Consider the following 21,947-nt stretch of genomic DNA (forward strand, 5'->3'; position numbering starts at 1 on the left):
GAGTCATCAATGACCAAGACTGTTATCACCAGCGACAAGGCCCCGGCCGCCATCGGTACTTACTCCCAGGCGATCAAGGCTGGCAACACCGTTTACATGTCGGGTCAGATTCCCCTGGACCCAAAAACCATGGAGCTGGTCGAAGGCTTCGAAGCCCAGACCGTCCAGGTGTTCGAGAACCTCAAGGCCGTGGCTGAAGCTGCTGGCGGTTCGTTCAAGGACATCGTCAAGCTGAACATCTTCCTCACCGACCTGAGCCACTTCGCCAAGGTCAACGAGATCATGGGCAAGTACTTCGACCAGCCTTACCCTGCCCGCGCCGCCATCGGCGTAGCAGCCCTGCCAAAGGGTTCGCAGGTTGAAATGGATGCCATCCTGGTCATCGAGTAAAGCGTACGGCGCAGCCACGGGCTGCGCCGACTGCTCTGCTGTAAAAGAATGCTTGAAAGGATTCCACCCATGCGCAACGCGCTTGCTCTCTCGCTGCTCGCCCTGTTCCTGGGCGGATGTGCCAGCAACCCTGCCGACCGCGACATCAGCGGCACCTGGATCAACCAGGTGGCGATCGATGCTGCCGCCAAAGGCGTCCCCCTGCGTGAAGCGCTCCAGGCCTATGGCCCGAACCTGGAATGGGACATCAACACCAAGGCCGGTCAGGCCCGCTACACCAACGGTTTTGAAAATGTCGACGGCAAGCTGCTGGGTGAACAGTCCGGCGCCTGGAAAGTCGACTTTTATGGCAGCTCGGCCAGTGAGCTCAAGCGTGACGGCAAGCAACTGAGCCAGTCCGCCAGCGACAACGAGCCCGAGCAAGTCTTCGACCGCGTACAGATCCAGGTACCGGATGGCGCACCCATGGGCGCCAGCTTCGAACGTGCGCTGTATTCCGCCTACATGGGCGGCGGCTGGACAATCGTGAACGGCCCGGGCGAAGGCAACACGGTTCAATTCCAGGCCGACGGCCAGGTAACCGGCCTGCCAGGCAGCGACCGCTATGCGTTGTGCCTGGCCGGCGATTGCGCATCCATGAGTGGCGGCAATGACAACATGTGGCTGCAACTCAATGGCCAGGGCAACGCCTGGATCTTTGCGCGCAAGGGCAAGGAGCTGGAGATTTTCCAGACCGTGAACACGGCGCAGGCGGACGAGATGCCCTCGTTCACCCCGGGTGAGCGCAAGTGGCTGCTGGAAAAGCAATAAATCCCTGAAAAGATCGCAGCCTTCGGCAGCTCCTACAAAGGTTATATGTACACCTGTAGGAGCTGCCGCAGGCTGCGATCTTTTGCTATCAGCAGCGCCCCTCAAGAATCGCCGCATACCCCTCGCGGAAACTCGGGTACTTCGGCGTCCAGCCCAACGCTTTTGCCCGTGCATTGCTGCAGCGTTTGCTGCCGGTGCGACGCACGCTGTCGTCATCGGCCCACTCGGTCACACCCAGATACTCACGCAACCAGCCCACCACATCCGCCAGCGCTGCCGGCGCGTCATCGACGCCGATGTAGACATCATCCAGCGCTACGCCACGCCGATCCGCCTCAAGCAGGCATGCCATCAATCCCGCGGCGTCGTCGGCATGAATCCGATTGGCATACAACGGCGGATCGGTTACCACGCGATACCCCCGACGAACCTGTGTCAGCAGCCACTCACGGCCCGGACCATAAATGCCGGTCAGACGCACGATGCTCGCCGGAATGCCGCTTTTGAGGGCAAGTTGCTCGGCTTCGAGCATCACACGCCCGGAATAGCCCGCCGCCACGGCCGGTGAGGCCTCGTCGACCCATTCGCCGTTCTGCTGACCGTAGACACTGCTGCTGGACACGAACAACAGGCGGTTGGGCACCTGCCCGTAGTCGTCCAGCCACTCCAGCACATGCTCCAGGCCCTGGACATACGCAGCGCGGTAACCGGCTTCGTCGTGATCGGTGGCCGCCGCGCAATACACCAGGTAATCCACGGCGCCGATTGGCCAAGTGTCCGGGCAGTCTTTGTTGAACAGGTCACCGGCCACGCCGATGACGCCCTTGGGCAGGCGTGAAACGTCGCGTCGAAGGCCATGGACCTCCCACCCCGCCGCCAGCAATTGTGTAGCCAGGCGGCTGCCGACATCACCGCAGCCGGCGATCAAAACAGTAGGCGCAGACATCAGAAAACTCCCATCGCAAAGCCACAGACTAGCGCCGGCAATAGACAGGCGGCTAGCAATGCAGGAAAAAAAGAGACGCTATTACTTTTGTTAACAAGAATTAATTGCAATAATGCCTCCCCACTTTTGTTCTCGGCCTTCGAGGCCTGGAAGAACATCACCCGTTTTTTCTCTCAGGTCCGGCCAGCATGACACGCAATCAATTCTCCGCTTCGCCAACCAAACGACCTCGCGCCTGGAGCGCAGTGGCCGCCCTGCTCCTCAGCCTGATGCTCGCGCCAGTCGCCGCTTTCGCCGATGCCCAGGCGCCAGCCACACCTGCCACCACCGCGCCGGCTCCGGCCGATCACGCCGCCCCGGCCGTAGCTCCGGTTGCGACCGATCCGGCCCTGGCCGCACCGGCAGAAACACTGGGTGAAGACGTCCCTGAAGTCCTCGAAGCCGACAACACCCTGGGCATGGCCCACGACCTGTCGCCATGGGGCATGTACAAGAATGCCGACATCATCGTGAAAATCGTGATGATCGGCCTGGCCATCGCCTCGATCATCACCTGGACTATCTGGATCGCCAAGGGGCTTGAGCTGATGGGTGCCAAGCGTCGTCTGCGCGGTGAAATCGCCCAACTGAAAAAATCCGCCTCCCTCAAGGAAGCCAGCGCTACCGCGGCGAAGGAAGGCACCCTGGCCAACCTGCTGGTACATGATGCTCTCGAAGAGATGCGCCTGTCGGTCAACAGCCGTGAGAAAGAAGGCATCAAGGAACGCGTCAGCTTCCGTCTTGAGCGCCTGGTCGCGGCCTGCGGTCGCAACATGAGCAGCGGCACCGGCGTGCTGGCCACCATCGGTTCCACCGCCCCGTTTGTCGGCCTGTTCGGCACCGTATGGGGCATCATGAACAGCTTCATCGGCATCGCCAAGACCCAGACCACCAACCTTGCCGTCGTCGCCCCCGGCATCGCCGAAGCCCTGCTGGCTACCGCGCTGGGCCTGGTTGCAGCGATCCCGGCGGTCGTGATCTACAACGTCTTTGCCCGCTCCATCGCCGGTTACAAGGCTCAGGTGTCCGACGCGTCGGCACAGGTCCTGCTGCTGGTCAGCCGCGACCTCGACCACCAGCCTGAGCGCAGCTCGCAACCGCACATGGTGAAAGTGGGGTAATCGGCCATGGGCCTGCATTTGAAAGAAGGGGCAGACGACGATCTGTCCGAAAACCACGAAATCAACGTAACGCCGTTCATCGACGTGATGTTGGTGCTGTTGATCATCTTCATGGTGGCGGCCCCGCTGGCCACCGTGGACATCAAGGTCGACCTGCCTGCGTCCACCGCCAAACCGGCGCCGCGGCCAGAGAAACCGGTGTTCCTCAGCGTCAAGGCTGACCAGCGCCTGTTCCTCGGTGAAGACGAAGTGAAGGCCGAAGCACTCGGTGCCACCCTCGACGCCAGGACCCAGGGCAAGAAAGACACGACAATCTTCTTCCAGGCCGACAAAGGCGTGGATTACGGCGACCTGATGAGCGTGATGGACAACCTGCGCTCTGCCGGTTACCTGAAGGTAGGTCTGGTCGGACTCGAGACGGCAGCCAAGAAATGATCACGACGCGCCATAAGCTGACGCGTTACAGCGGTAGCCTGGCCGTGGTGCTGGGTGTTCACGCGCTGGCCATCGCGCTGGCGCTGAACTGGTCCGCCCGCCCGCCCATTGAATTGCCCCCCCAGGCAATGATGGTCGAACTGGCGCCGGTTCCTGCCCCGCCACCGCCTGCTCCGCCGAAGGTCGTCACTCCGCCGCAGCCACCGGCTCCGGTTGAAGAATTGCCGATACCCAAGCTCGCTGAAGCGCCGAAAGCTGAAATTGCCGTGCCCAAGCCGGTCAAACCCAAGCCGAAGCCGCAACCGCCCAAGCCGGTAGAGAAGAAACCCGAGCCGCCGAAGGAAAAACCGGCCGAAGAAAAACCGGCCGAAACCCAGCAGACCCAGGCACCGACGGAGAAATCAGCCCAGCCTGCGCCGGGTCCGTCGCCTGCTCAAATGGCGGCCAAGGCCAGCTGGCAAGGCACGCTGTTGGCACACCTGCAGAAGTACAAGAAGTACCCTGCAAGTGCCCAGGCGCGGGGCAAGGAAGGCATGAACCGTCTGCGTTTCGTCGTGGATGCCGAAGGCAATGTGTTGTCGTTCGAGCTGGTAGGCGCCTCGGGCACTGCCGATCTGGACCGGGCCACCCTGGAAATGATCCGCCGCGCTCAACCGCTGCCCAAGCCACCGCCCGACATGTTGACCAATGGCTCCATCGAAATCGTTGCACCCTTTGTGTATTCGCTGGAAAAACGCCGGCGGTAGAAAGCAGCAGATCAAAAGATCGCAGCCTGCGGCAGCTCCTACAGGGATCACATTAACCCGTGTAGGAGCTGCCGCAGGCTGCGATCTTTTTTTGCCTTTCGCATTGCCCGGTGTCACTCGACGCACTCAGTCTGATAACGTGCGTCTATCGATTGCAGCCGGTATGCTTGGCCCGCAACTACATGGACGCTTGCTATGACCCTCACAGAATTGCGCTACATCGTTACCCTCGCCCAAGAGCAGCACTTCGGCCACGCGGCCGAGCGTTGCCACGTCAGCCAGCCGACCCTGTCGGTAGGCGTGAAAAAGCTTGAAGACGAACTCGGTGTGCTGATTTTCGAGCGCAGCAAAAGCGCCGTGCGCCTGACCCCGGTCGGCGAAGGCATCGTGGCCCAGGCCCAAAAGGTATTGGAACAGGCCCAAGGCATCCGCGAACTGGCCCAGGCCGGCAAGAACCAGCTGACCGCCCCACTCAAGGTCGGCGCGATCTACACCGTCGGTCCGTACCTGTTTCCGCACCTGATTCCACAACTGCACCGGGTCGCCCCGCAGATGCCGTTGTACATTGAAGAAAACTTCACCCACGTGCTGCGCGACAAACTGCGCAACGGCGAGCTCGACGCGATCATCATCGCCCTGCCGTTCAATGAAGCCGACGTGCTGACCCTGCAGCTCTACGACGAGCCGTTCTACGTGCTGATGCCGGCGCAGCACCCGTGGACACAAAAGGAATCCATCGACGCCAGCCTGCTCAACGACAAGAGCCTGCTGCTGCTCGGCGAAGGCCACTGCTTCCGCGACCAGGTGCTGGAAGCCTGCCCGACCCTGAGCAAAGGCAACGACGGCGCCAAGCACACCACGGTGGAATCCAGCTCCCTGGAAACCATTCGCCACATGGTCGCCTCGGGTCTCGGGATTTCGATCCTGCCGTTGTCGGCAGTCGACAGTCATCACTACGCCCCCGGCGTGATCGAGGTGCGTCCGTTGTCGGCACCCGTACCGTTCCGCACCGTGGCCATTGCCTGGCGCGCCAGCTTCCCGCGCCCGAAAGCGATTGAAATCCTCGCTGACTCCATTCGCCTGTGCTCGGTGGCCAAGCCAGCGGCGCAAGTCGCCGCGGGCTAAGCAACGGTCATGAGCGAGTTGTCGCAAGTGTCGGTGACGGCACTCAAGGGTGTCGGTGAAGCCATGGCCGAGAAACTGGCCAAGGTCGGCCTGGAAAACCTCCAGGACGTGTTGTTTCACCTGCCCCTGCGTTATCAGGACCGCACCCGTGTGGTGCCGATCGGCGCACTGCGGCCCGGGCAGGATGCGGTCATCGAAGGCACCGTCAGCGGTGCCGATGTGGTCATGGGCCGGCGACGCAGCCTGGTGGTCCGGTTGCAGGATGGCACCGGGGGCTTGAGCCTGCGTTTCTATCATTTCAGCAACGCGCAAAAAGAAGGCCTGAAACGCGGCACGCGGATTCGCTGCTACGGCGAGGCGCGGCCCGGCGCTTCGGGGCTGGAGATCTACCACCCGGAATACCGCGCCATCACCGGCGACGAACCGCCGCCGGTGGATGAAACCCTGACCCCGGTCTACCCGCTCACCGAAGGCCTGACCCAACAGCGCTTGCGCCAGTTGTGCATGCAGACCCTCACCCTGCTCGGCCCCAGCAGCCTGCCCGACTGGCTGCCGAACGAACTGGCCCGCGATTACCAATTGGCGCCGCTGGCCGATGCGATCCGCTACCTGCACAACCCGCCCGCCGATGCCGACGTCGATGAACTGGCACTCGGTCACCACTGGGCGCAGCACCGTCTGGCTTTCGAAGAACTGCTGACCCATCAACTGTCGCAACAGCGCCTGCGTGAAAGCATGCGCTCCCTGCGTGCGCCAGCGATGCCCAAAGCCACCAGGCTGCCGGCCAAATACCTGGCCAACCTCGGCTTCAGTCCGACCGGTGCCCAACAGCGGGTCGGCAATGAAATCGCCTATGACCTCAGCCAGCACGAACCGATGCTGCGGCTGATCCAGGGCGACGTCGGCGCCGGTAAAACCGTGGTCGCCGCCCTTGCCGCGCTGCAAGCGCTGGAGGCCGGTTATCAGGTCGCGCTGATGGCACCCACCGAAATTCTCGCCGAGCAGCACTTCATCACCTTCAAGCGCTGGCTTGAGCCGCTGGGCATTGAAGTCGCCTGGCTGGCCGGCAAGCTCAAGGGCAAGAACCGCGCAGCCGCGCTGGAGCAAATCGCCAGCGGCACGCCGATGGTGGTCGGCACCCACGCGCTGTTCCAGGACGAAGTGCAATTCAAGAACCTGGCGCTGGTGATCATCGACGAACAGCACCGTTTCGGCGTGCAGCAGCGTCTGGCCTTGCGGCAGAAAGGCGTCGGCGGACGCATGTGCCCGCACCAGTTGATCATGACTGCCACGCCGATTCCGCGCACGCTGGCCATGAGCGCCTACGCCGACCTCGACACCTCGATCCTCGACGAATTGCCGCCCGGCCGAACCCCGGTCAACACCGTGCTGATCACCGACACCCGGCGGGTCGAAGTCATCGAACGGGTGCGCAGCGCTTGCGCCGAGGGGCGCCAGGCCTATTGGGTGTGCACGCTGATCGAAGAGTCGGAAGAGTTGACCTGCCAGGCCGCCGAAACCACCTTCGAAGACCTCACCGCCGCCCTTGGCGAGTTGAAAGTCGGGCTGATCCACGGCCGTATGAAGCCTGCGGAAAAAGCTGCGGTGATGGCCGAGTTCAAGGCCGGCAACCTGCAACTGCTGGTCGCGACCACGGTGATCGAAGTCGGCGTGGACGTGCCAAACGCCAGCCTGATGATCATCGAGAACCCCGAGCGCCTGGGCCTGGCGCAATTGCACCAGTTGCGCGGCCGCGTCGGCCGGGGCAGCGCCGTCAGCCATTGCGTGCTGCTCTACCATCCGCCGCTGTCGCAGATCGGCCGCCAGCGCCTGGGCATCATGCGCGAAACCAACGACGGTTTTGTCATCGCCGAAAAGGATCTGGAACTGCGTGGCCCCGGCGAAATGCTCGGCACCCGGCAGACAGGTTTGCTGCAATTCAAGGTCGCCGACCTGATGCGCGATGCCGATTTGCTGCCCGCCGTGCGGGATGCCGCCCAGGCATTGCTCGAGCGCTGGCCGACCCACGTCAGCCCGCTACTCGACCGATGGCTGCGTCATGGCCAACAATACGGCCAAGTGTGACAACCGTCACGGTTTCTGAGGCGTGGCCCCAAGCAAGCTGGTTATACTCCCGCAATTGTTTTAGTCCGGATACAGACCATGACCGAAGTTGCCTTCGCACCCGACACCCCGCACGCTCCGTCGGTTATTCGGCTGATGCTGGGCAAATTGGGCATTGCCTACGAAGAAGTGCTGGACCGTCACGGCCTGAATGCCGCGCGCAAAGTGCAGGCCGTTCTGCTGGATGACAGCGTTGGCGTGCTGATGGTGCTGTTCCCGCAGAGCCAATTGCTGGACCTCAATCGCCTCACTGAACTCACCGGTCGCCGCCTCGCCGCCGTACCGACCGAACGCCTGACAAAAATGCTCGGCAAGCACAATCTCAGCTTGCTGCCGGGCCTGCCGGCACTGACCAGTTCACCGTGCCTGTACGACGCAAGCCTGCTGCACGAGCCGAAGTTGCTGATCAACTCCGGTGAGCCGGGCGTGTTGCTGGAAATCTCCAGTGAAGACTTCAAGGCGACCATGCTGACCAAGGCCAGCGCCGCCAATTTCGGCGAAAACCTGACCAGCATCCGCCCCAACCTTGACCGCCCCGATGACGACCGCGAGGAAATCACCCAGGCCGTCCAGGCGTTCACCGCACGGCGCATCCAGCAGCGTCTGGAAGCGACCATCGAGATTCCGCCGCTGGCCGAAACCGCGCAAAAAATCATCAAGCTGCGCGTCGACCCCAACGCCACCATCGACGACATCACCGGCGTGGTCGAAACCGACCCGGCGCTGGCCGCACAAGTCGTGAGCTGGGCGGCATCGCCGTACTACGCCTCGCCGGGCAAGATCCGCTCGGTGGAAGACGCCATCGTGCGGGTGCTGGGCTTCGACCTGGTGATCAACCTGGCGCTGGGCCTGGCCCTGGGCAAAACCCTGAGCCTGCCCAAGGACCACCCGCAACACTCCACGCCCTACTGGCAGCAATCGATCTACACCGCCGCCGTCATCGAAGGCCTGACCCGCGCCATGCCCCGCGCCCAGCGTCCGGAAGCCGGCCTGACCTACCTGGCCGGCCTGCTGCACAACTTCGGCTACCTGCTGCTGGCCCACGTGTTCCCGCCGCACTTCTCGCTGATCTGCCGCCACCTGGAGGTCAACCCGCACCTGTGCCACAGCTTCGTGGAACAGCACCTGCTGGGCATCAGCCGTGAACAGATCGGCTCATGGCTGATGCGCTACTGGGACATGCCCGAAGAACTGGCCACCGCCCTGCGCTTCCAGCACGACCCGCATTACGACGGCGAATTCGCTGAGTACCCGAACCTGGTGTGCCTGTCGGTGCGCCTGCTGCGCAGCCGTGGCATCGGCTCCGGCCCCGACGAAGACATCCCCGACGCCCTGCTCGAACGCCTTGGCCTGAGCCGCGAAAAAGCCAACGACGTGGTCAGCAAAGTCCTCGAGGCCGAAGTGCTGCTGCGCGAACTGGCTTCGCAGTTCACCCAAGGCTGAAAAGCAATCGCGAGCAGCCTCGCTCCCACATGGATCACCTGAATCCTGTGGGAGCGGGCTTGCCCGCGATGAATATCACTCGGTCTACCTGAAAGACCTCAAGCCTTGGGCTTGGCCTTCTTCGGCTTCAAATACTTGGTCAGCCCCTGGAACCAGATCACCAGCGCCGGGTTGCCCTTGATCTGAATCGACTTGTCCTGAATCCCCGTCATGAACGCCAGCTGCTTGTTCTTCGCCTGCATCGTGGCAAAGCCGTACGCGGCGTCTTTAAAGGCAATCGCAAACGCAGGCTCGGCATGCACACCCGATTGGCTGGTGATGCGCTGGTCCTTCACGCGGAAATGCCGCGCCACTTTCCCGTCCAGGGTCTGCAGCTGAAACACCAGATCCTTGTCACCCAACTGCTGCTGAAACGCCGGATTGGTCCGGCTGGCCTTACCCATCAACAAACCCAGCATCCACAGCAGAAAACGAAATTTCATGCGCACAGCCTCAAGAGAAAAATGAACGGCTGGGGCAGTTTAACGGCTTAACAACAGAACACCACCTTTCAGATGCGTTAGAAGAAGATAAGCCATATTTCTCGCATGATGACCGCTAAGTCACGCTTTCATACTGTCTCACTGATCGTTCCACACTCATGCGTAGGAATGCCTTCCCTGGCACTCCTACAACGGCAGAAACACATTCCTGTAGGAGCTGCCGAAGGCTGCGATCTTTTGATCTTGCACCCCGCAGACTTCTCGGACATTTCCTTCAAAACGCCGGGCCATGCGCGAACTAGGCGATTTTGGTCGGCACCGATAACCTCTTTAAGTCACCGCAAAATCGGTGACTCGGACGTGCAAGTCCGGAATCGGCACACAATCGGTAATGGCTATTCCCAGAGCGTTTTTTTATGCTCGCGGATCATTATGGCAGCTGTGTGTGGGAGATCTTCCGATCTACCGGTTTACCGATTCCGGTCTTGCACACCTATACACAGCTGCCACCTCTTTCGAAGTGCAAGCGAAATGGTGTTAGCCCTCAAATCGGTACGATTCCAATGATTAAGCCAACACCGAATCCCCCAGTAAACGAAGCCCCTCCCTCCTACGAAGCCCTTAATACCAAAGAGCTCAATCAAGCGGTAGAACGCGCCCCCGATCACCATGCAACCCAAACCGAACAGAAACAACCAAAACGCAACGGCCAACTCTTCAGCGTCTGTCCTGACATCAATACCGAAGCACTGCTGGCCAACGCCTCGGAAGATCTGCTGTCCATCAGCGCCATCGCCGCTGACCTGGCCGATGATGTAGACGGCTCGCGCCGCTCAGTAGCCCTGGCGATCAGTCGCGTGGCTGAGGGGGCGCATTTGCTGGTAGAGCAAGCGCTGGATCATCTGGAAGAACCGGAAATGACGGCGATTCTCACGAAGAAATTAAGCCGAACCTGCTAACTCGCCAAGCAGGAAAACGCCCCCGATCGGAGCCGTCACCATCGGGGTTTTAAGGCAAGTCGCTGCTGCCGCCCTTAAAAGCCAACTCCCACTCACTTCTCCCTTTCCCAAATCTGCGTAGGAAGCTTCCTGCTCTCCCTGTGTTGTCTTGAATTACCTCTCTGGTCACGTACTTTGCGCTAGCCCGACTCGTTCCCGAGCCGGAGTCACTCATTGTTAACGATGGCGCGTTTCCCAAGGGTTGGGACGCCAGTGGAAAGGGACATCAAGACATGGCTACCGGGTTTTACATTGGGCTAGGCGACAAAACTACCTGCGGCGGTACCGTTCTGGAGGGGGACCACACTTTCAGTTTCGGTCTCATCCATGCTCGTGAGGGTGATCTGGTCAGTTGCGGAAAAGACAAGAAGAGTTACCGGATCATCGGCGGCGTTTCTCACGTCCTAAGCGAGGGTCGACGTGTTGCTGGCACGCTGGATAGTTTCAGCGGCTGCCCCTGTGAAGCCCAACTGATTCCCTCGAATTTCGAGGGCAGTTATGTCAATGAACCTCCTGCACCGAAAGCAGCCAGGGCAACCGCTCAATCGGCCTCGGCCATACCATCGTCGACAACCACCAGAAGTCCGATTGCACCGCGCCCATCTGGTTTTACGTCAATGACAAACGCCCCATCTCCACCACAGCTCACTGGCCGCGATGCGCCGGAGCCGGGCTTCTACATCGTGCCCAAAAGCACCACCCGCGAACAGCTTGAGGCCTCGTTGTTCACCCTGCGCGACCCGGCGGTGATGGGCAAATTCAAACTGCTCAATCCCAACTTGAGCGACGTCAAAGCCGGCTCGATGATCGTGCTGAGCGACCCCAGCAACTACCAGTGCACCCGTGAAGAAGCCCTGCTCATGGACGTGGCGGCCAAGACCAATCGGGTGCTTGAAACGCTCAGCCCGGAAGAAGCGGATTTCATGGTGCAGCACCGGGATGTCATCCAGAACTTCTTGACCTATGGCTCCGGCGCTATTGGAGTCGGCGCGAGCATTTTCAAGAATAATCTGGATAACGTCGGCAATGCTTTGAGGGATATTGAAGCGTTGCAACAAAATACGCTTCAAAGAGACGGGCACCTGCGCTCGCCAGCGTTCTTTGCAGAGCGCCAGCGTCTGCTCGCACAACTGAACAGCCATATGACGGCACTGACCCGCAAGGGAATTGGATTCCCAAACCACATCAATTTGAAAAAAATGTTGGGCATCTCCAGCCAAAGCCTGGTCCACCACTGGACCAATGCCAGTCCTGCGGGGCAAATACCGGGCTATGCCACCCATCTTGAAGGTGTGGCAAAGGCTTCAAAATACGTTCAGTACGGTGGTTGGCTGGTTACTGCCGTCGGCGGAGGAGCATCTGCCAGGAAGGTTCAAGATGTTTGCGCTGCAGGAAGTACCGAGGCATGTGAACGAATCCGGCTAACAGAGTCTGGGAGTTTTACCGGTGGAGTGGCTGGAGGCATGGCTGCAGGCAGGATGTTAACCGCTTCAGCAATCGGCGGACTTTGCGTGGCAATGGGAGTTCCAACAGGCGGATTTTCAATGCTTGCGTGCAGTATCGTTGCGGTGGGTGCAGGCACCTATGCGGGTGGAAAATTGGGAGAAATTGGTGGTGAGGAGATCGCCGAAGTCGTTTACGAGAATACGAAATGACTACCGCGGAAATGGTTGCTGGCAGCTTGTGTGGCATTCCGATCGCCACTCTGATGATCGGCAATGTCGTCGCATTGTACTTTGGCTATACGAAGAGAGAGTTGTTGCTAGAGCATTTCAAGAACAGCTCTTCATCCATTACTAACACCGTACGTATACATACAGGCCCTTGGGGCAAGCTGCAGCTTGTGGGTAGCGCTTGTATGGTTCTTACTTTTCCCAGTTTTTACATCAAACATGGAATCCTCAGCATTGAGGACTTTGAATTTTTCCCCCACCCACTGAGACGGAAGCTAGTCGCGTTGCAATGGAGTGTTATCGGGTCATTCGCAGTTTTGGCATTACTAATAACGTTATTGAAATCAGGAGTGCTCAAATAGCCTGATCACGGCGCGATGACATAGCGGGACAGATGCAGCCTTTGCCACACCTTGAAGGTGTGGCAAAGGCTGCTAAATACTTCAAATACGGCGGCTCGCTAAAGATTGCCGTCGGTGGAGGGGCATCGAGAGACCATGAAATGACTACCGCTAAAATGATCATCGGCAGCTTGGGCGGCGTGGTTATTATTTGTCAATTCATCTGCATTGGAACAGCTTTGTATCTGAGTTATACCAAGGGTGACTTGATGTCGTCACACTTCAAAAACAGCTCGTCTCTACTGACTTTCGGAATATATAAGCGCACAACTATCTATGGCAGGTTACCGCTGGTAGGAAACATTTCTAGCATTCTTACATTCCCGGGGTTTTTCCTTAAACGAGGTCTAGCCAATTCTGAGGACATAGACAGCTTCCCCCTCCCACTTAAGCGACACCTTGTAATGCTGCAATGGAGTTTTATTGGGCTTGTAGGTGCGATGGTACTGCTTGTCGCAATAGGGCAGTCAGGGATCCTCAATTAACCCTCCACAAAAAAATGGGCACCCAACCCTGGTTGGCGTGCCCATTTTTTATTCCACTCCCCCGCTGCGCGGGAGGTGAAAACGGATTACGGATTAACGCTGTCTTTCAACGATTTGCCTGGCTTGAACGCAACGGTGTTGCTGGCCTTGATTTTGACGGGTTCACCGGTTTGCGGGTTTTTGCCGGTGCGGGCACCGCGATGGCGTTGCAGGAAGGTGCCGAAACCCACCAGCGTCACGCTGTCTTTGCGGTGCAGGGCACCGGTGATTTCTTCAAGAACGGCGTTGAGAACGCGGTTGGCTTGTTCTTTGGTGAGGTCTGCTTTTTCAGCAATGGCTGCGGCGAGGTCTGGTTTACGCATGTGAGTGAAGCCCCTTTGACGGTTTGTTGTTGTTATGTCCGTGCTGCTCTCGCGGAGCAGCGCCAAAAGCGCCGCAGGTGCTCTACTCTGCGGCAGACGGGAGTGAGGATGGCACGCAGTGAGGCCCCGCGCCAGTATCGGCGCGGCCATTGTTGGGGCAAAAGGGGGGTGATTCCGACAGAACGACCGCTATTTATGCCAACAGGGCCGGAAGCTCTTTGTTCAGGGCCAGTTTTTCCATCACGGCGGCACCGGTGAGGGCGTAACCGAGCAGCTTGCCCGCGGCATCGCGACACAAAACCTTGATGTCGGCGCCCTGCCCTTCGACTGTCCAGATGCCCTCTGCGCCCCGTGGCGGCGGGGACACCACCAGCGGGCAGACCGGAGTTTTGACGGTGATCGGCATCGGGCCATAGGTGACGGCGGTCGGGTTGCCGGCCAGGGTTTGCGCCAGCGCCCTCGCACAGCTCATCAGGGGCATCACGTACAGCAGGTTCAGCCCGTCGACCTCGGCGCAGTCGCCCAAGGCGTAGATGTTGGCATGAGAGGTCTTCAAGTGCCGATCGACCATGATGCCGCGGTTGACCTGCAAACCGGCCGCAGCCGCCAGGTCGACGCGCGGGCGCAGGCCAATGGCCGAGACCACCACGTCGCACGGGATCACCTGGCCATCGGACAGGTGCGCTTCCAGGCCGTCAGCCACGCGTTGCAGGCGATTGAGCACGGGGCCGAGGTGGAAACGCGCGCCGAGACTTTCGAGGCCAGCCTGCACCGCAGCGGCCGCCGCCGGGTGCAGCAGGGTCGGCATGACTTGTTCGCACGGCGCAACCAGCTGTACTTCGTAGCCGCCCAGGGTCAGGTCGTTGGCGAATTCGCAGCCGATCAGGCCGGCGCCGAGCAGCAGCACGCGGCGCTTGCCGGCCGCCGCCGCACGGAAGCGTGCGTAGTCTTCCAGGTCGTTGATCGGGAATACGCAATCCGCCGCATCACCCTCAATGGGCACGCGCACGGTTTCGGCGCCCCAGGCCAGGATCAGGTCGCGGTAGATCACCGCTTCTTCACCGATCCACAGGCGTTTGTGGCCCGGGTCGATACCGCTGATGCGCGTGTGGGTGCGTATTTCGGCCTTGAGCTGCTCGGCCATGGCGCCGGGTTCGGCCATGCTCAGGCCGTCGGCATCCTTGTTTTTGCCGAAGCCGGTGGAGAGCATCGGCTTGGAGTAGGAGCGCCCGTCATCGGCGGTAATCAGCAGCAGCGGGGTTTCGCTATCGAGTTTGCGAAACTCGCGGGCCACGTTGTAGCCCGCCAGGCCGGTGCCAATGATTACGACAGGTGCGTTCATTCCTTACTCCTCAATTATTCAGGCAGCGATTTCGATCATTTCAAAATCCATTTTGCCCACACCGCAGTCCGGGCACAGCCAGTCTGCCGGGACGTCTTCCCAACGGGTGCCCGGCGCAATGCCGTCATCCGGCCAACCGTCGGCTTCGTTGTAGATCAGGCCGCAGACGATACATTGCCACTTTTTCATCAGGTACTTCCTCAAGGTTCAGGCGTTTTGCCGGCCGGACGGTCGATGGTTGCAGCACTGCCGTCCAACTCAGCGCGTTTTGTACTGATCGGAGCCGCCGGATGCAAGCCTGTTCGGCGCAACGGCAGGCCAATTCAATCGATATCGGCAGCTGACATGTTAAGCTCGCCGCCTCATTTGCTGCCAATAATGACTCATTGTGCATCACACAGAATCCCCCTCTCCAGCTCCTCTCTGGCTCTCGCGCAGCGAACTGGCGCCACTCCCCGATGCCTCCACTCTCGACTGGCTGTTCGACGAAGGCTCACTGACTCGACGCCTGATTCATCTGTCGAATGATGCGTTCAGCGTCTCGCCGATGTTCGAAGGCTGGCAACCCCTGCGTGCCGACGAGTGCACAGCGCTGGACCTGGCCGATGGCAGTGAGGGTTGGGTGCGCGAGGTGTATTTGCGCGGTCATGGCCAGGCGTGGGTGTTTGCGCGCAGCGTAGCCTCACGCAGTGCATTGCAAGGCGACGGCTTGCACATGGACGAACTGGGCAGCCGCTCGCTGGGCGAATTGCTGTTTTGCGATCAGGCTTTTCAGCGCCGGGCCATCGAGGTTTGCCATTATCCGCAATCGTGGTTGCCCGCCGAGGTGCAATCCCCTGGGCTGTGGGGCCGCCGCTCGCGCTTCGACCGCGGTGCCTTGAGCGTTTTGGTGGCCGAAATTTTCCTGCCTTCCCTGTGGGACGCCGCCTGCGCCCGATCGGAGAACCGTTGATGTACCAAAGCCTGCTCAAGTCCTTGAACCGCTTGAATCCTCGGGCCTGGGATTTCATTCAGCTGACCCGCATGGACAAGCCGATCGGCATTTACCTGCTGCTCTGGCCAACGCTGTGGGCGCTGTGGATTGCCGGCAAGGGGTCGCCGTCCCTGGCCAACATTGTGATTTTCGTCCTCGGCGTGGTGCTGACCCGCGCCGGTGGCTGTGTGATCAACGACTGGGCGGACCGCAAGGTCGATGGCCATGTGAAGCGTACCGAGCAGCGGCCGCTGGTGAGCGGCAAGATCAGCTCCAAAGAGGCGCTGGTGTTCTTCGCATTGCTGATGGGCGCGAGCTTCCTGCTGGTGCTGTGCACCAATGCCGCGACCATTTGGCTGTCGTTGGGCGGCCTGGCGCTGGCGTTCAGTTACCCGTTCATGAAGCGCTACACCTATTACCCGCAAGTGGTGCTGGGCGCCGCATTTTCGTGGGGGATGCCGATGGCGTTCACCGCAGAAACCGGTGAATTGCCGGCCGTCGCGTGGTTGCTATGGATCGCCAACCTGATGTGGACCGTGGGTTACGACACGTACTACGCGATGACCGACCGAGATGACGACCTGAAGATCGGCGTGAAATCCACGGCGATCCTGTTCGGCGACGCGGACCGGGCGATCATCCTGACCCTGCAAGGGCTGGCGTTGGGCTGCCTGTTGCTGGCGGGGTCGAAGTTCGACCTTGGCGGCTGGTTCCACCTCGGATTACTGGTGGCGGCGGGCTGCTTTGCGTGGGAGTTCTGGTACACCCGAGGCAAGGACCGGATGCGCTGTTTCAAGGCGTTTTTGCACAATCACTGGGCGGGGTTGGCGATTTTCGTCGGGATTGTGCTGGACTACGCGCTGCGTTGACCTTTGAAAAGATCGCAGCCTGCGGCAGCTCCTACCGAAGGCTGCGATCTTTTTGCGTTGTTACATATGCTCGCGAACGACATGCCAGACGTCTTTTTTCTTGTCACCCGTCATGTCTCCAGGTTTTTTGTCGTCCTCGTAGTAGTACAGCGGCTTGCCGTCATAAGCCCATTGCATCTTGCCATCGTCACGCTTGACGACTGTCCATTTACCTTCGGCCTTGGCACCCGCCGGCGCCATCATTGGCGGCCAGTATTTGGCGCAGTCGCCGTTGCACATCGACTTGCCGTCCGCGTCCTTGTCGAAGGTGTACAGGGTCATCCCTTTGTGGTCAGTCATCATGCCGTCTTTCATCATGCCCGGTTCGGCGGCGAAGGCCATCGAAGGCAATGCCAGGGCAGCGGCCAGCAGCAGGGCCTTGAGGGATTGCGAGTGTAGATTCATTTGAAGCCTTCCTTTGTGGTTGTCAGGATTCGGACTTAAAGCTTAGCCCAGGATCCAGCCAATCGCCGACCGACTAAAATACTGTCACACGACTGCAATAATTCCGTTATCTAATGCGGCGCAAGACAGTTAAATGACAAGAGGAATAAGGGCATGGTTGGCAGGAGCATTCTGATCGTCGACGACGAAGCGCCTATTCGCGAAATGATCGCCGTTGCATTGGAAATGGCCGGCTATGACTGCCTGGAGGCTGAAAACTCCCAGCAGGCCCACGCCATTATCGTCGACCGCAAACCGGACCTGATCCTGCTCGACTGGATGCTGCCCGGCACGTCCGGCATCGAACTGGCCCGTCGCCTCAAGCGTGATGAACTGACCGGGGACATCCCGATCATCATGCTCACCGCCAAGGGTGAAGAGGACAACAAGATCCAGGGCCTGGAAGTCGGCGCCGACGACTACATCACCAAGCCGTTTTCCCCCCGTGAGCTGGTAGCGCGCCTGAAGGCCGTGCTGCGCCGTGCCGGCCCGACTGATGGCGAGGCGCCAATCGAAGTCGGCGGTCTGCTGCTGGACCCGATCAGCCACCGCGTGACCATCGACGGCCGTCCTGCCGAGATGGGACCGACTGAATACCGCCTGCTGCAATTCTTCATGACCCACCAGGAGCGCGCCTACACGCGTGGCCAGTTGCTGGATCAGGTCTGGGGCGGCAACGTCTACGTCGAAGAGCGTACGGTCGACGTGCACATTCGACGCCTGCGCAAAGCCCTCGGCGATGCTTACGAAAATCTGGTACAAACCGTGCGCGGCACTGGCTACCGGTTCTCAACCAAGGCCTGATGATCGCAGCGGTTCCACTTTCAAGGACGTATTTTTTTCGTGAACCAAAACTGGCATGGCACCCTGATTCGCCACATGCTGCTGCTGGTCACCGCCTGCCTGGTGATCGGCCTGATCACCGGCTATTACGGCTGGAGCCTCGCTGCAGGCCTGGGTCTTTACCTGGCCTGGACCCTCAAGCAATTGCTGCGTCTGCACGAGTGGCTGCGCCTGCACAAACCCGATGAAGCGCCACCCGACGGCTACGGCCTGTGGGGCGAGGTGTTCGACAGCATCTACCACCTGCAACGCCGCGACCAACGGGTACGCGGACGCCTGCAAGCGGTGATCGACCGGGTTCAGGAATCCACCGCCGCGCTCAAGGATGCGGTGATCATGCTCGATACCGACGGCAACCTGGAATGGTGGAACCGCGCCGCCGAAACCCTGCTGGGCCTCAAGACGCCACAGGACAGTGGCCAACCGGTGACCAACCTGGTGCGCCATCCGCGCTTCAAGGAATACTTCGAGCAAGACAGTTATGCCGAGCCACTGGAAATCCCCTCGCCGACCAACGACCGCGTGCGCATTCAGCTGTACATCACCCGCTACGGCAATAACGAACACTTGATGCTGGTGCGCGATGTCACGCGCATCCATCAGCTTGAGCAAATGCGCAAAGACTTCATCGCCAACGTTTCCCATGAACTGCGCACACCGTTGACGGTGATCTGCGGTTACCTGGAAACCTTGCTCGACAACGTCGACGAGGTGAACCCGCGCTGGGGCCGCGCCTTGCAGCAGATGCAGCAACAAGGCGGACGCATGCAGACCTTGCTCAACGACCTGTTGTTGCTGGCCAAGCTGGAAGCCACCGATTATCCGTCGGACAACCAGCCGGTGCCGATCGACGGCTTGCTGCAATCGATCAAGAGCGATGCGCAGCAGTTGTCCGGCCAGAAAAACCAGAAAATCATCCTGGAAGCCGACCCGACGATTCTGCTCAAGGGCAGCGAAGCGGAGTTGCGCAGCGCGTTTTCCAACCTGGTGTTCAACGCGGTGAAATACACCCCGGCCGAAGGCAATATCCGCATTCGCTGGTGGGGCGATGACCAGGGGGCGCACCTGAGCGTGCAGGATTCCGGGATCGGCATCGATGCCAAACACCTGCCGCGCCTGACCGAACGCTTCTATCGCGTCGACTCCAGCCGCAACTCCAACACCGGGGGCACCGGCCTGGGACTGGCGATCGTCAAACACGTCTTGTTACGACATCGGGCACGGATGGAAATCAGCAGCGTACCGGGCCACGGCAGTACCTTTACCTGCCACTTTGCCCCGGCTCAAGTCACCAAATCACGGGTTATCAGCACCACTGACTGATACCGGCCAGCACGCGCCACTAGGCAACTAGCCGGTCAGCCGCTACATTGGCTGACTTGTGCCTGCCTTTCAGGCGCGGTTTTTTACTTCCCTCTCGAATATACGGAACCCGCAAAACTCCATCATGGACCCTTCCCCTGGCTTGACCCTCGCTACCATTTTCGCCGACTTCGGCATGATTCTTTTTGCTCTGATCCTGGTTTTGCTCAACGGATTTTTCGTTGCGGCGGAATTTGCCATGGTCAAATTGCGCTCGACCCGGGTCGAGGCCATCGCTGACAAAAACGGCTGGCGCGGGCACATCCTGCGCACCGTGCACAGTCAACTCGATGCTTACCTGTCGGCTTGCCAATTGGGTATCACCCTCGCCTCCCTGGGCCTGGGTTGGGTCGGTGAACCCGCGTTTGCCCACATTCTTGAGCCGGTGTTGAGCGCAGTCGGCGTCGAGTCGGCCGAAGTGGTCAAAGGCATCTCGTTCTTCACCGCCTTCTTCATCATTTCGTACCTGCACATCGTGGTCGGCGAACTGGCCCCCAAATCCTGGGCCATCCGCAAACCCGAGTTGCTGTCGCTGTGGACCGCCGTGCCGCTGTACCTGTTCTATTGGGCCATGTACCCGGCCATCTACCTGCTCAACGCCAGCGCCAACACCATCCTGCGCATTGCGGGGCAAGGTGAGCCCGGCCCGCATCACGAGCATCACTACAGCCGTGAAGAACTGAAACTGATCCTGCACTCCAGCCGTGGCCAGGACCCGAGCGACCAAGGCATGCGCGTCCTGGCCTCGGCGGTGGAAATGGGTGAACTGGAAGTGGTCGACTGGGCCAATTCCCGCGAAGACCTGGTGACCCTGGAGTTCAACGCGCCGCTCAAGCAGATCCTGGCGATGTTCCGTCGCCACAAGTTCAGCCGTTACCCGGTGTACGACAGCGAGCGCCAGGAGTTCGTCGGCCTGCTGCACATCAAGGATCTGCTGCTGGAACTGGCGGCACTGGACCACATTCCCGAGTCGTTCAACCTGGCCGAACTGACCCGCCCACTGGAGCGGGTGTCGCGGCACATGCCGCTGTCGCAGTTGCTGGAACAGTTCCGCAAGGGCGGCTCGCACTTCGCCGTGGTCGAAGAGGCCGACGGCAACATCATCGGCTACCTGACCATGGAAGACGTGCTGGAAGTGCTGGTGGGCGACATCCAGGACGAACACCGCAAGGCCGAACGCGGGATCCTCGCGTATCAGCCGGGCAAGCTGTTGGTGCGGGGCGATACGCCGCTGTTCAAGGTTGAGCGACTGCTGGGTATCGACCTCGACCACGTCGAAGCCGAAACCCTTGCCGGACTGGTCTACGAGAGCCTCAAGCGCGTACCCGAAGAGGAAGAAGTGCTGGAAGTCGAAGGCCTGCGGATCATCATCAAGAAGATGAAAGGGCCGAAGATCGTTCTGGCCAAGGTGTTGATGCTGGATTGATGCGATTCGTTAAACCGCATTGATCCCAAGGCTTTACTGCTTGCCCAACGCAAAGTTGGGCAGTGCGCCTACCGGCTGGTTGAACTGATACGGAATCGAGACCAGCCCCAGCCCGGTATTGCGCTGCACCACGAAGTGCAAATGCGGCCCGGTGCTGTTGCCGGTGTTGCCGGACAACGCCAGCGCACTCCCTACCGTTACCCGCTGACCTTCCCGAACGCAGACCGAGCCTTTCTTCAGGTGCAGATAAACGCCCATGGTCCCGTCATCGTGCAGCACCCGCACGAAATTGCCGGATGCGTCGGTGCCGCGCCCACTCTGTCTGTTCTCGGTTTTCACTACCACACCGCCTCGCGCGGCAATGATCGGCGTGCCCTCAGGCATCGCGATATCCATGGCGTATCGGCTCTTGGGCCCGAAGTGGCTGTAGGGGCCATTGGCGCCCTGGCTTATCCGGAACGGTCCGCCACGCCAGGGCAACGGGTACCGATAGCCAACCATGGGCCCTGAGGGGTCGCCCAGGGAGTAGTTGAACTTCGGGACGTACGCGATGGGCTTCCCACCTTTAGTCGCCGTGAACTGCGCCAGGCGAACGCTGCTGCGTAGCGGGATCACCCGCCGAATCGTCCCGCCCGGCACACCGCTGGCGTTCTTCACCCCTGCAAAGCTCAATTCGACTTCGACCGGCGCATACAGGTCATTGCGCACGTACACGCTGTGCACGCCATTCTTCTTCATGATGATAAGGCGCACCTGGCGCTCAAGGTGCTCGACCATGCCATCGCGAAAAACGAACACATGGGCGCCTTTGCTAGGGCGGTCGCTGTAGGAAACCACACCATAGGCATCTTTGGATTTGTAGATGGTCATGGCCATGGCCGAGTTGGCGACCATGAACAGGCCACATATAAGCAGCAGGCGCGAGAACATGAGCAAGAATTCTGTCGAGTGAGATCTGGGATTGAGCCTAGCAGCTGCAATGGACCCGGGTAGTCGGCAGATGTTTCAAAATGGGCCGTTCAGAAGACTTTCGGCAAGGCCAATGGACCCTTCGAACTCGCAGACGACG

23 protein-coding genes are annotated in these 21,947 nt (G+C 60.2%); 16 read left to right on the forward strand and 7 right to left on the reverse strand.

The window, feature by feature from the left end; all coding sequences use genetic code 11:
* Positions 1-9: 9 nt before the first annotated feature.
* Together ACMDB8_RS27300 and ACMDB8_RS27305 are read left to right on the forward strand one after the other, a co-directional pair.
* Positions 10-390: a RidA family protein gene (locus ACMDB8_RS27300; RefSeq protein WP_003229509.1), complete on the forward strand. Its 381-nt coding sequence runs from the start codon at positions 10-12 to the stop codon at positions 388-390.
* Between the two features lie 69 nt (positions 391-459).
* On the forward strand, positions 460-1,200 hold the full coding sequence (locus ACMDB8_RS27305; protein WP_056726848.1) for a hypothetical protein: 741 nt from the start codon (positions 460-462) through the stop codon (positions 1,198-1,200).
* An 88-nt stretch (positions 1,201-1,288) separates the two neighbouring features.
* On the opposite strand, the gene ACMDB8_RS27310 is transcribed toward ACMDB8_RS27305, so the two are convergent.
* On the reverse strand, positions 1,289-2,146 hold the full coding sequence (locus tag ACMDB8_RS27310; RefSeq protein WP_056726847.1) for an SDR family oxidoreductase: 858 nt from the start codon (positions 2,144-2,146) through the stop codon (positions 1,289-1,291).
* A 188-nt stretch (positions 2,147-2,334) separates the two neighbouring features.
* Between ACMDB8_RS27310 and exbB the strand changes: the two genes are divergently transcribed.
* From exbB to ACMDB8_RS27340, 6 genes are all read left to right on the forward strand, one after another.
* The gene (exbB, locus tag ACMDB8_RS27315; RefSeq protein WP_056726846.1) at positions 2,335-3,306 is read left to right on the forward strand and encodes a tonB-system energizer ExbB; all 972 of its coding nucleotides are present in this window, start codon (positions 2,335-2,337) and stop codon (positions 3,304-3,306) included.
* Between the two features lie 6 nt (positions 3,307-3,312).
* The gene (exbD, locus tag ACMDB8_RS27320) at positions 3,313-3,741 is read left to right on the forward strand and encodes a TonB system transport protein ExbD (RefSeq protein WP_007975187.1); all 429 of its coding nucleotides are present in this window, start codon (positions 3,313-3,315) and stop codon (positions 3,739-3,741) included.
* Positions 3,738-4,487: an energy transducer TonB family protein gene (locus ACMDB8_RS27325; RefSeq protein WP_056726845.1), complete on the forward strand. Its 750-nt coding sequence runs from the start codon at positions 3,738-3,740 to the stop codon at positions 4,485-4,487. The genes exbD and ACMDB8_RS27325 overlap by 4 nt, the downstream gene beginning before the upstream one ends.
* Before the next feature lie 195 nt (positions 4,488-4,682).
* Complete coding sequence (locus ACMDB8_RS27330; protein ID WP_409078190.1) at positions 4,683-5,612, forward strand: hydrogen peroxide-inducible genes activator; 930 nt, start codon at positions 4,683-4,685, stop codon at positions 5,610-5,612.
* 9 nt (positions 5,613-5,621) lie between these two features.
* The gene (gene recG, locus ACMDB8_RS27335) at positions 5,622-7,697 is read left to right on the forward strand and encodes an ATP-dependent DNA helicase RecG (RefSeq protein WP_409078191.1); all 2,076 of its coding nucleotides are present in this window, start codon (positions 5,622-5,624) and stop codon (positions 7,695-7,697) included.
* Positions 7,698-7,775: 78 nt separating this feature from the next.
* Positions 7,776-9,179: an aminoacyl-tRNA deacylase and HDOD domain-containing protein gene (locus tag ACMDB8_RS27340; RefSeq protein WP_409078192.1), complete on the forward strand. Its 1,404-nt coding sequence runs from the start codon at positions 7,776-7,778 to the stop codon at positions 9,177-9,179.
* Positions 9,180-9,277: 98 nt separating this feature from the next.
* Here the strand turns inward: ACMDB8_RS27340 and ACMDB8_RS27345 are convergent, their stop codons facing one another.
* A complete protein-coding gene (locus ACMDB8_RS27345) occupies positions 9,278-9,661 on the reverse strand; it encodes a hypothetical protein (protein ID WP_008018281.1) in 384 nt (127 codons plus the stop codon).
* 563 nt (positions 9,662-10,224) lie between these two features.
* Here ACMDB8_RS27345 and ACMDB8_RS27350 point away from each other — a divergent pair.
* From ACMDB8_RS27350 to ACMDB8_RS27360, 3 genes are all read left to right on the forward strand, one after another.
* The gene (locus ACMDB8_RS27350) at positions 10,225-10,620 is read left to right on the forward strand and encodes a DUF6124 family protein (RefSeq protein WP_056726842.1); all 396 of its coding nucleotides are present in this window, start codon (positions 10,225-10,227) and stop codon (positions 10,618-10,620) included.
* Between the two features lie 272 nt (positions 10,621-10,892).
* Positions 10,893-12,314 (forward strand): PAAR domain-containing protein, encoded by a 1,422-nt coding sequence (locus tag ACMDB8_RS27355; protein WP_056726841.1) that lies wholly within the window; start codon positions 10,893-10,895, stop codon positions 12,312-12,314.
* 412 nt (positions 12,315-12,726) lie between these two features.
* Positions 12,727-13,218 (forward strand): hypothetical protein, encoded by a 492-nt coding sequence (locus ACMDB8_RS27360; protein ID WP_223542656.1) that lies wholly within the window; start codon positions 12,727-12,729, stop codon positions 13,216-13,218.
* A gap of 86 nt (positions 13,219-13,304) precedes the next feature.
* Here the strand turns inward: ACMDB8_RS27360 and ACMDB8_RS27365 are convergent, their stop codons facing one another.
* From ACMDB8_RS27365 to ACMDB8_RS27375, 3 genes are all read right to left on the reverse strand, one after another.
* On the reverse strand, positions 13,305-13,580 hold the full coding sequence (locus tag ACMDB8_RS27365) for an HU family DNA-binding protein (protein ID WP_003195589.1): 276 nt from the start codon (positions 13,578-13,580) through the stop codon (positions 13,305-13,307).
* A 193-nt stretch (positions 13,581-13,773) separates the two neighbouring features.
* Positions 13,774-14,922: an NAD(P)/FAD-dependent oxidoreductase gene (locus tag ACMDB8_RS27370; protein WP_008045504.1), complete on the reverse strand. Its 1,149-nt coding sequence runs from the start codon at positions 14,920-14,922 to the stop codon at positions 13,774-13,776.
* An 18-nt stretch (positions 14,923-14,940) separates the two neighbouring features.
* Entirely contained in the window at positions 14,941-15,111 is a 171-nt protein-coding gene (locus ACMDB8_RS27375) for a rubredoxin (protein ID WP_007995385.1), read from the reverse strand.
* A 199-nt stretch (positions 15,112-15,310) separates the two neighbouring features.
* Here ACMDB8_RS27375 and ACMDB8_RS27380 point away from each other — a divergent pair, with 199 nt between their 5' ends.
* Together ACMDB8_RS27380 and ubiA are read left to right on the forward strand one after the other, a co-directional pair.
* Entirely contained in the window at positions 15,311-15,874 is a 564-nt protein-coding gene (locus ACMDB8_RS27380) for a chorismate--pyruvate lyase family protein (protein ID WP_056726840.1), read from the forward strand.
* Positions 15,874-16,764, forward strand: a complete 891-nt coding sequence (gene ubiA, locus ACMDB8_RS27385; RefSeq protein ID WP_409078193.1) for a 4-hydroxybenzoate octaprenyltransferase — start codon at positions 15,874-15,876, stop codon at positions 16,762-16,764. The genes ACMDB8_RS27380 and ubiA overlap by 1 nt, the downstream gene beginning before the upstream one ends.
* A gap of 60 nt (positions 16,765-16,824) precedes the next feature.
* On the opposite strand, the gene ACMDB8_RS27390 is transcribed toward ubiA, so the two are convergent.
* Positions 16,825-17,208, reverse strand: coding sequence for a COG4315 family predicted lipoprotein (locus tag ACMDB8_RS27390; protein ID WP_223542658.1), 384 nt, complete (start codon positions 17,206-17,208; stop codon positions 16,825-16,827).
* Between the two features lie 153 nt (positions 17,209-17,361).
* Here ACMDB8_RS27390 and phoB point away from each other — a divergent pair, with 153 nt between their 5' ends.
* From phoB to ACMDB8_RS27405, 3 genes are all read left to right on the forward strand, one after another.
* Positions 17,362-18,051 (forward strand): phosphate regulon transcriptional regulator PhoB, encoded by a 690-nt coding sequence (phoB, locus tag ACMDB8_RS27395; RefSeq protein WP_003229608.1) that lies wholly within the window; start codon positions 17,362-17,364, stop codon positions 18,049-18,051.
* Between the two features lie 75 nt (positions 18,052-18,126).
* The gene (gene phoR, locus ACMDB8_RS27400) at positions 18,127-19,413 is read left to right on the forward strand and encodes a phosphate regulon sensor histidine kinase PhoR (protein WP_236709708.1); all 1,287 of its coding nucleotides are present in this window, start codon (positions 18,127-18,129) and stop codon (positions 19,411-19,413) included.
* Positions 19,414-19,537: 124 nt separating this feature from the next.
* Positions 19,538-20,878, forward strand: coding sequence for a hemolysin family protein (locus tag ACMDB8_RS27405; protein WP_007975205.1), 1,341 nt, complete (start codon positions 19,538-19,540; stop codon positions 20,876-20,878).
* A gap of 33 nt (positions 20,879-20,911) precedes the next feature.
* On the opposite strand, the gene ACMDB8_RS27410 is transcribed toward ACMDB8_RS27405, so the two are convergent.
* Positions 20,912-21,808: a peptidoglycan DD-metalloendopeptidase family protein gene (locus ACMDB8_RS27410; RefSeq protein ID WP_223542659.1), complete on the reverse strand. Its 897-nt coding sequence runs from the start codon at positions 21,806-21,808 to the stop codon at positions 20,912-20,914.
* Between the last annotated feature and the right edge of the window lie 139 nt (positions 21,809-21,947).

The organism is Pseudomonas monachiensis (genome assembly GCF_047345015.1).
Taxonomy (GTDB): domain Bacteria; phylum Pseudomonadota; class Gammaproteobacteria; order Pseudomonadales; family Pseudomonadaceae; genus Aquipseudomonas; species Aquipseudomonas monachiensis.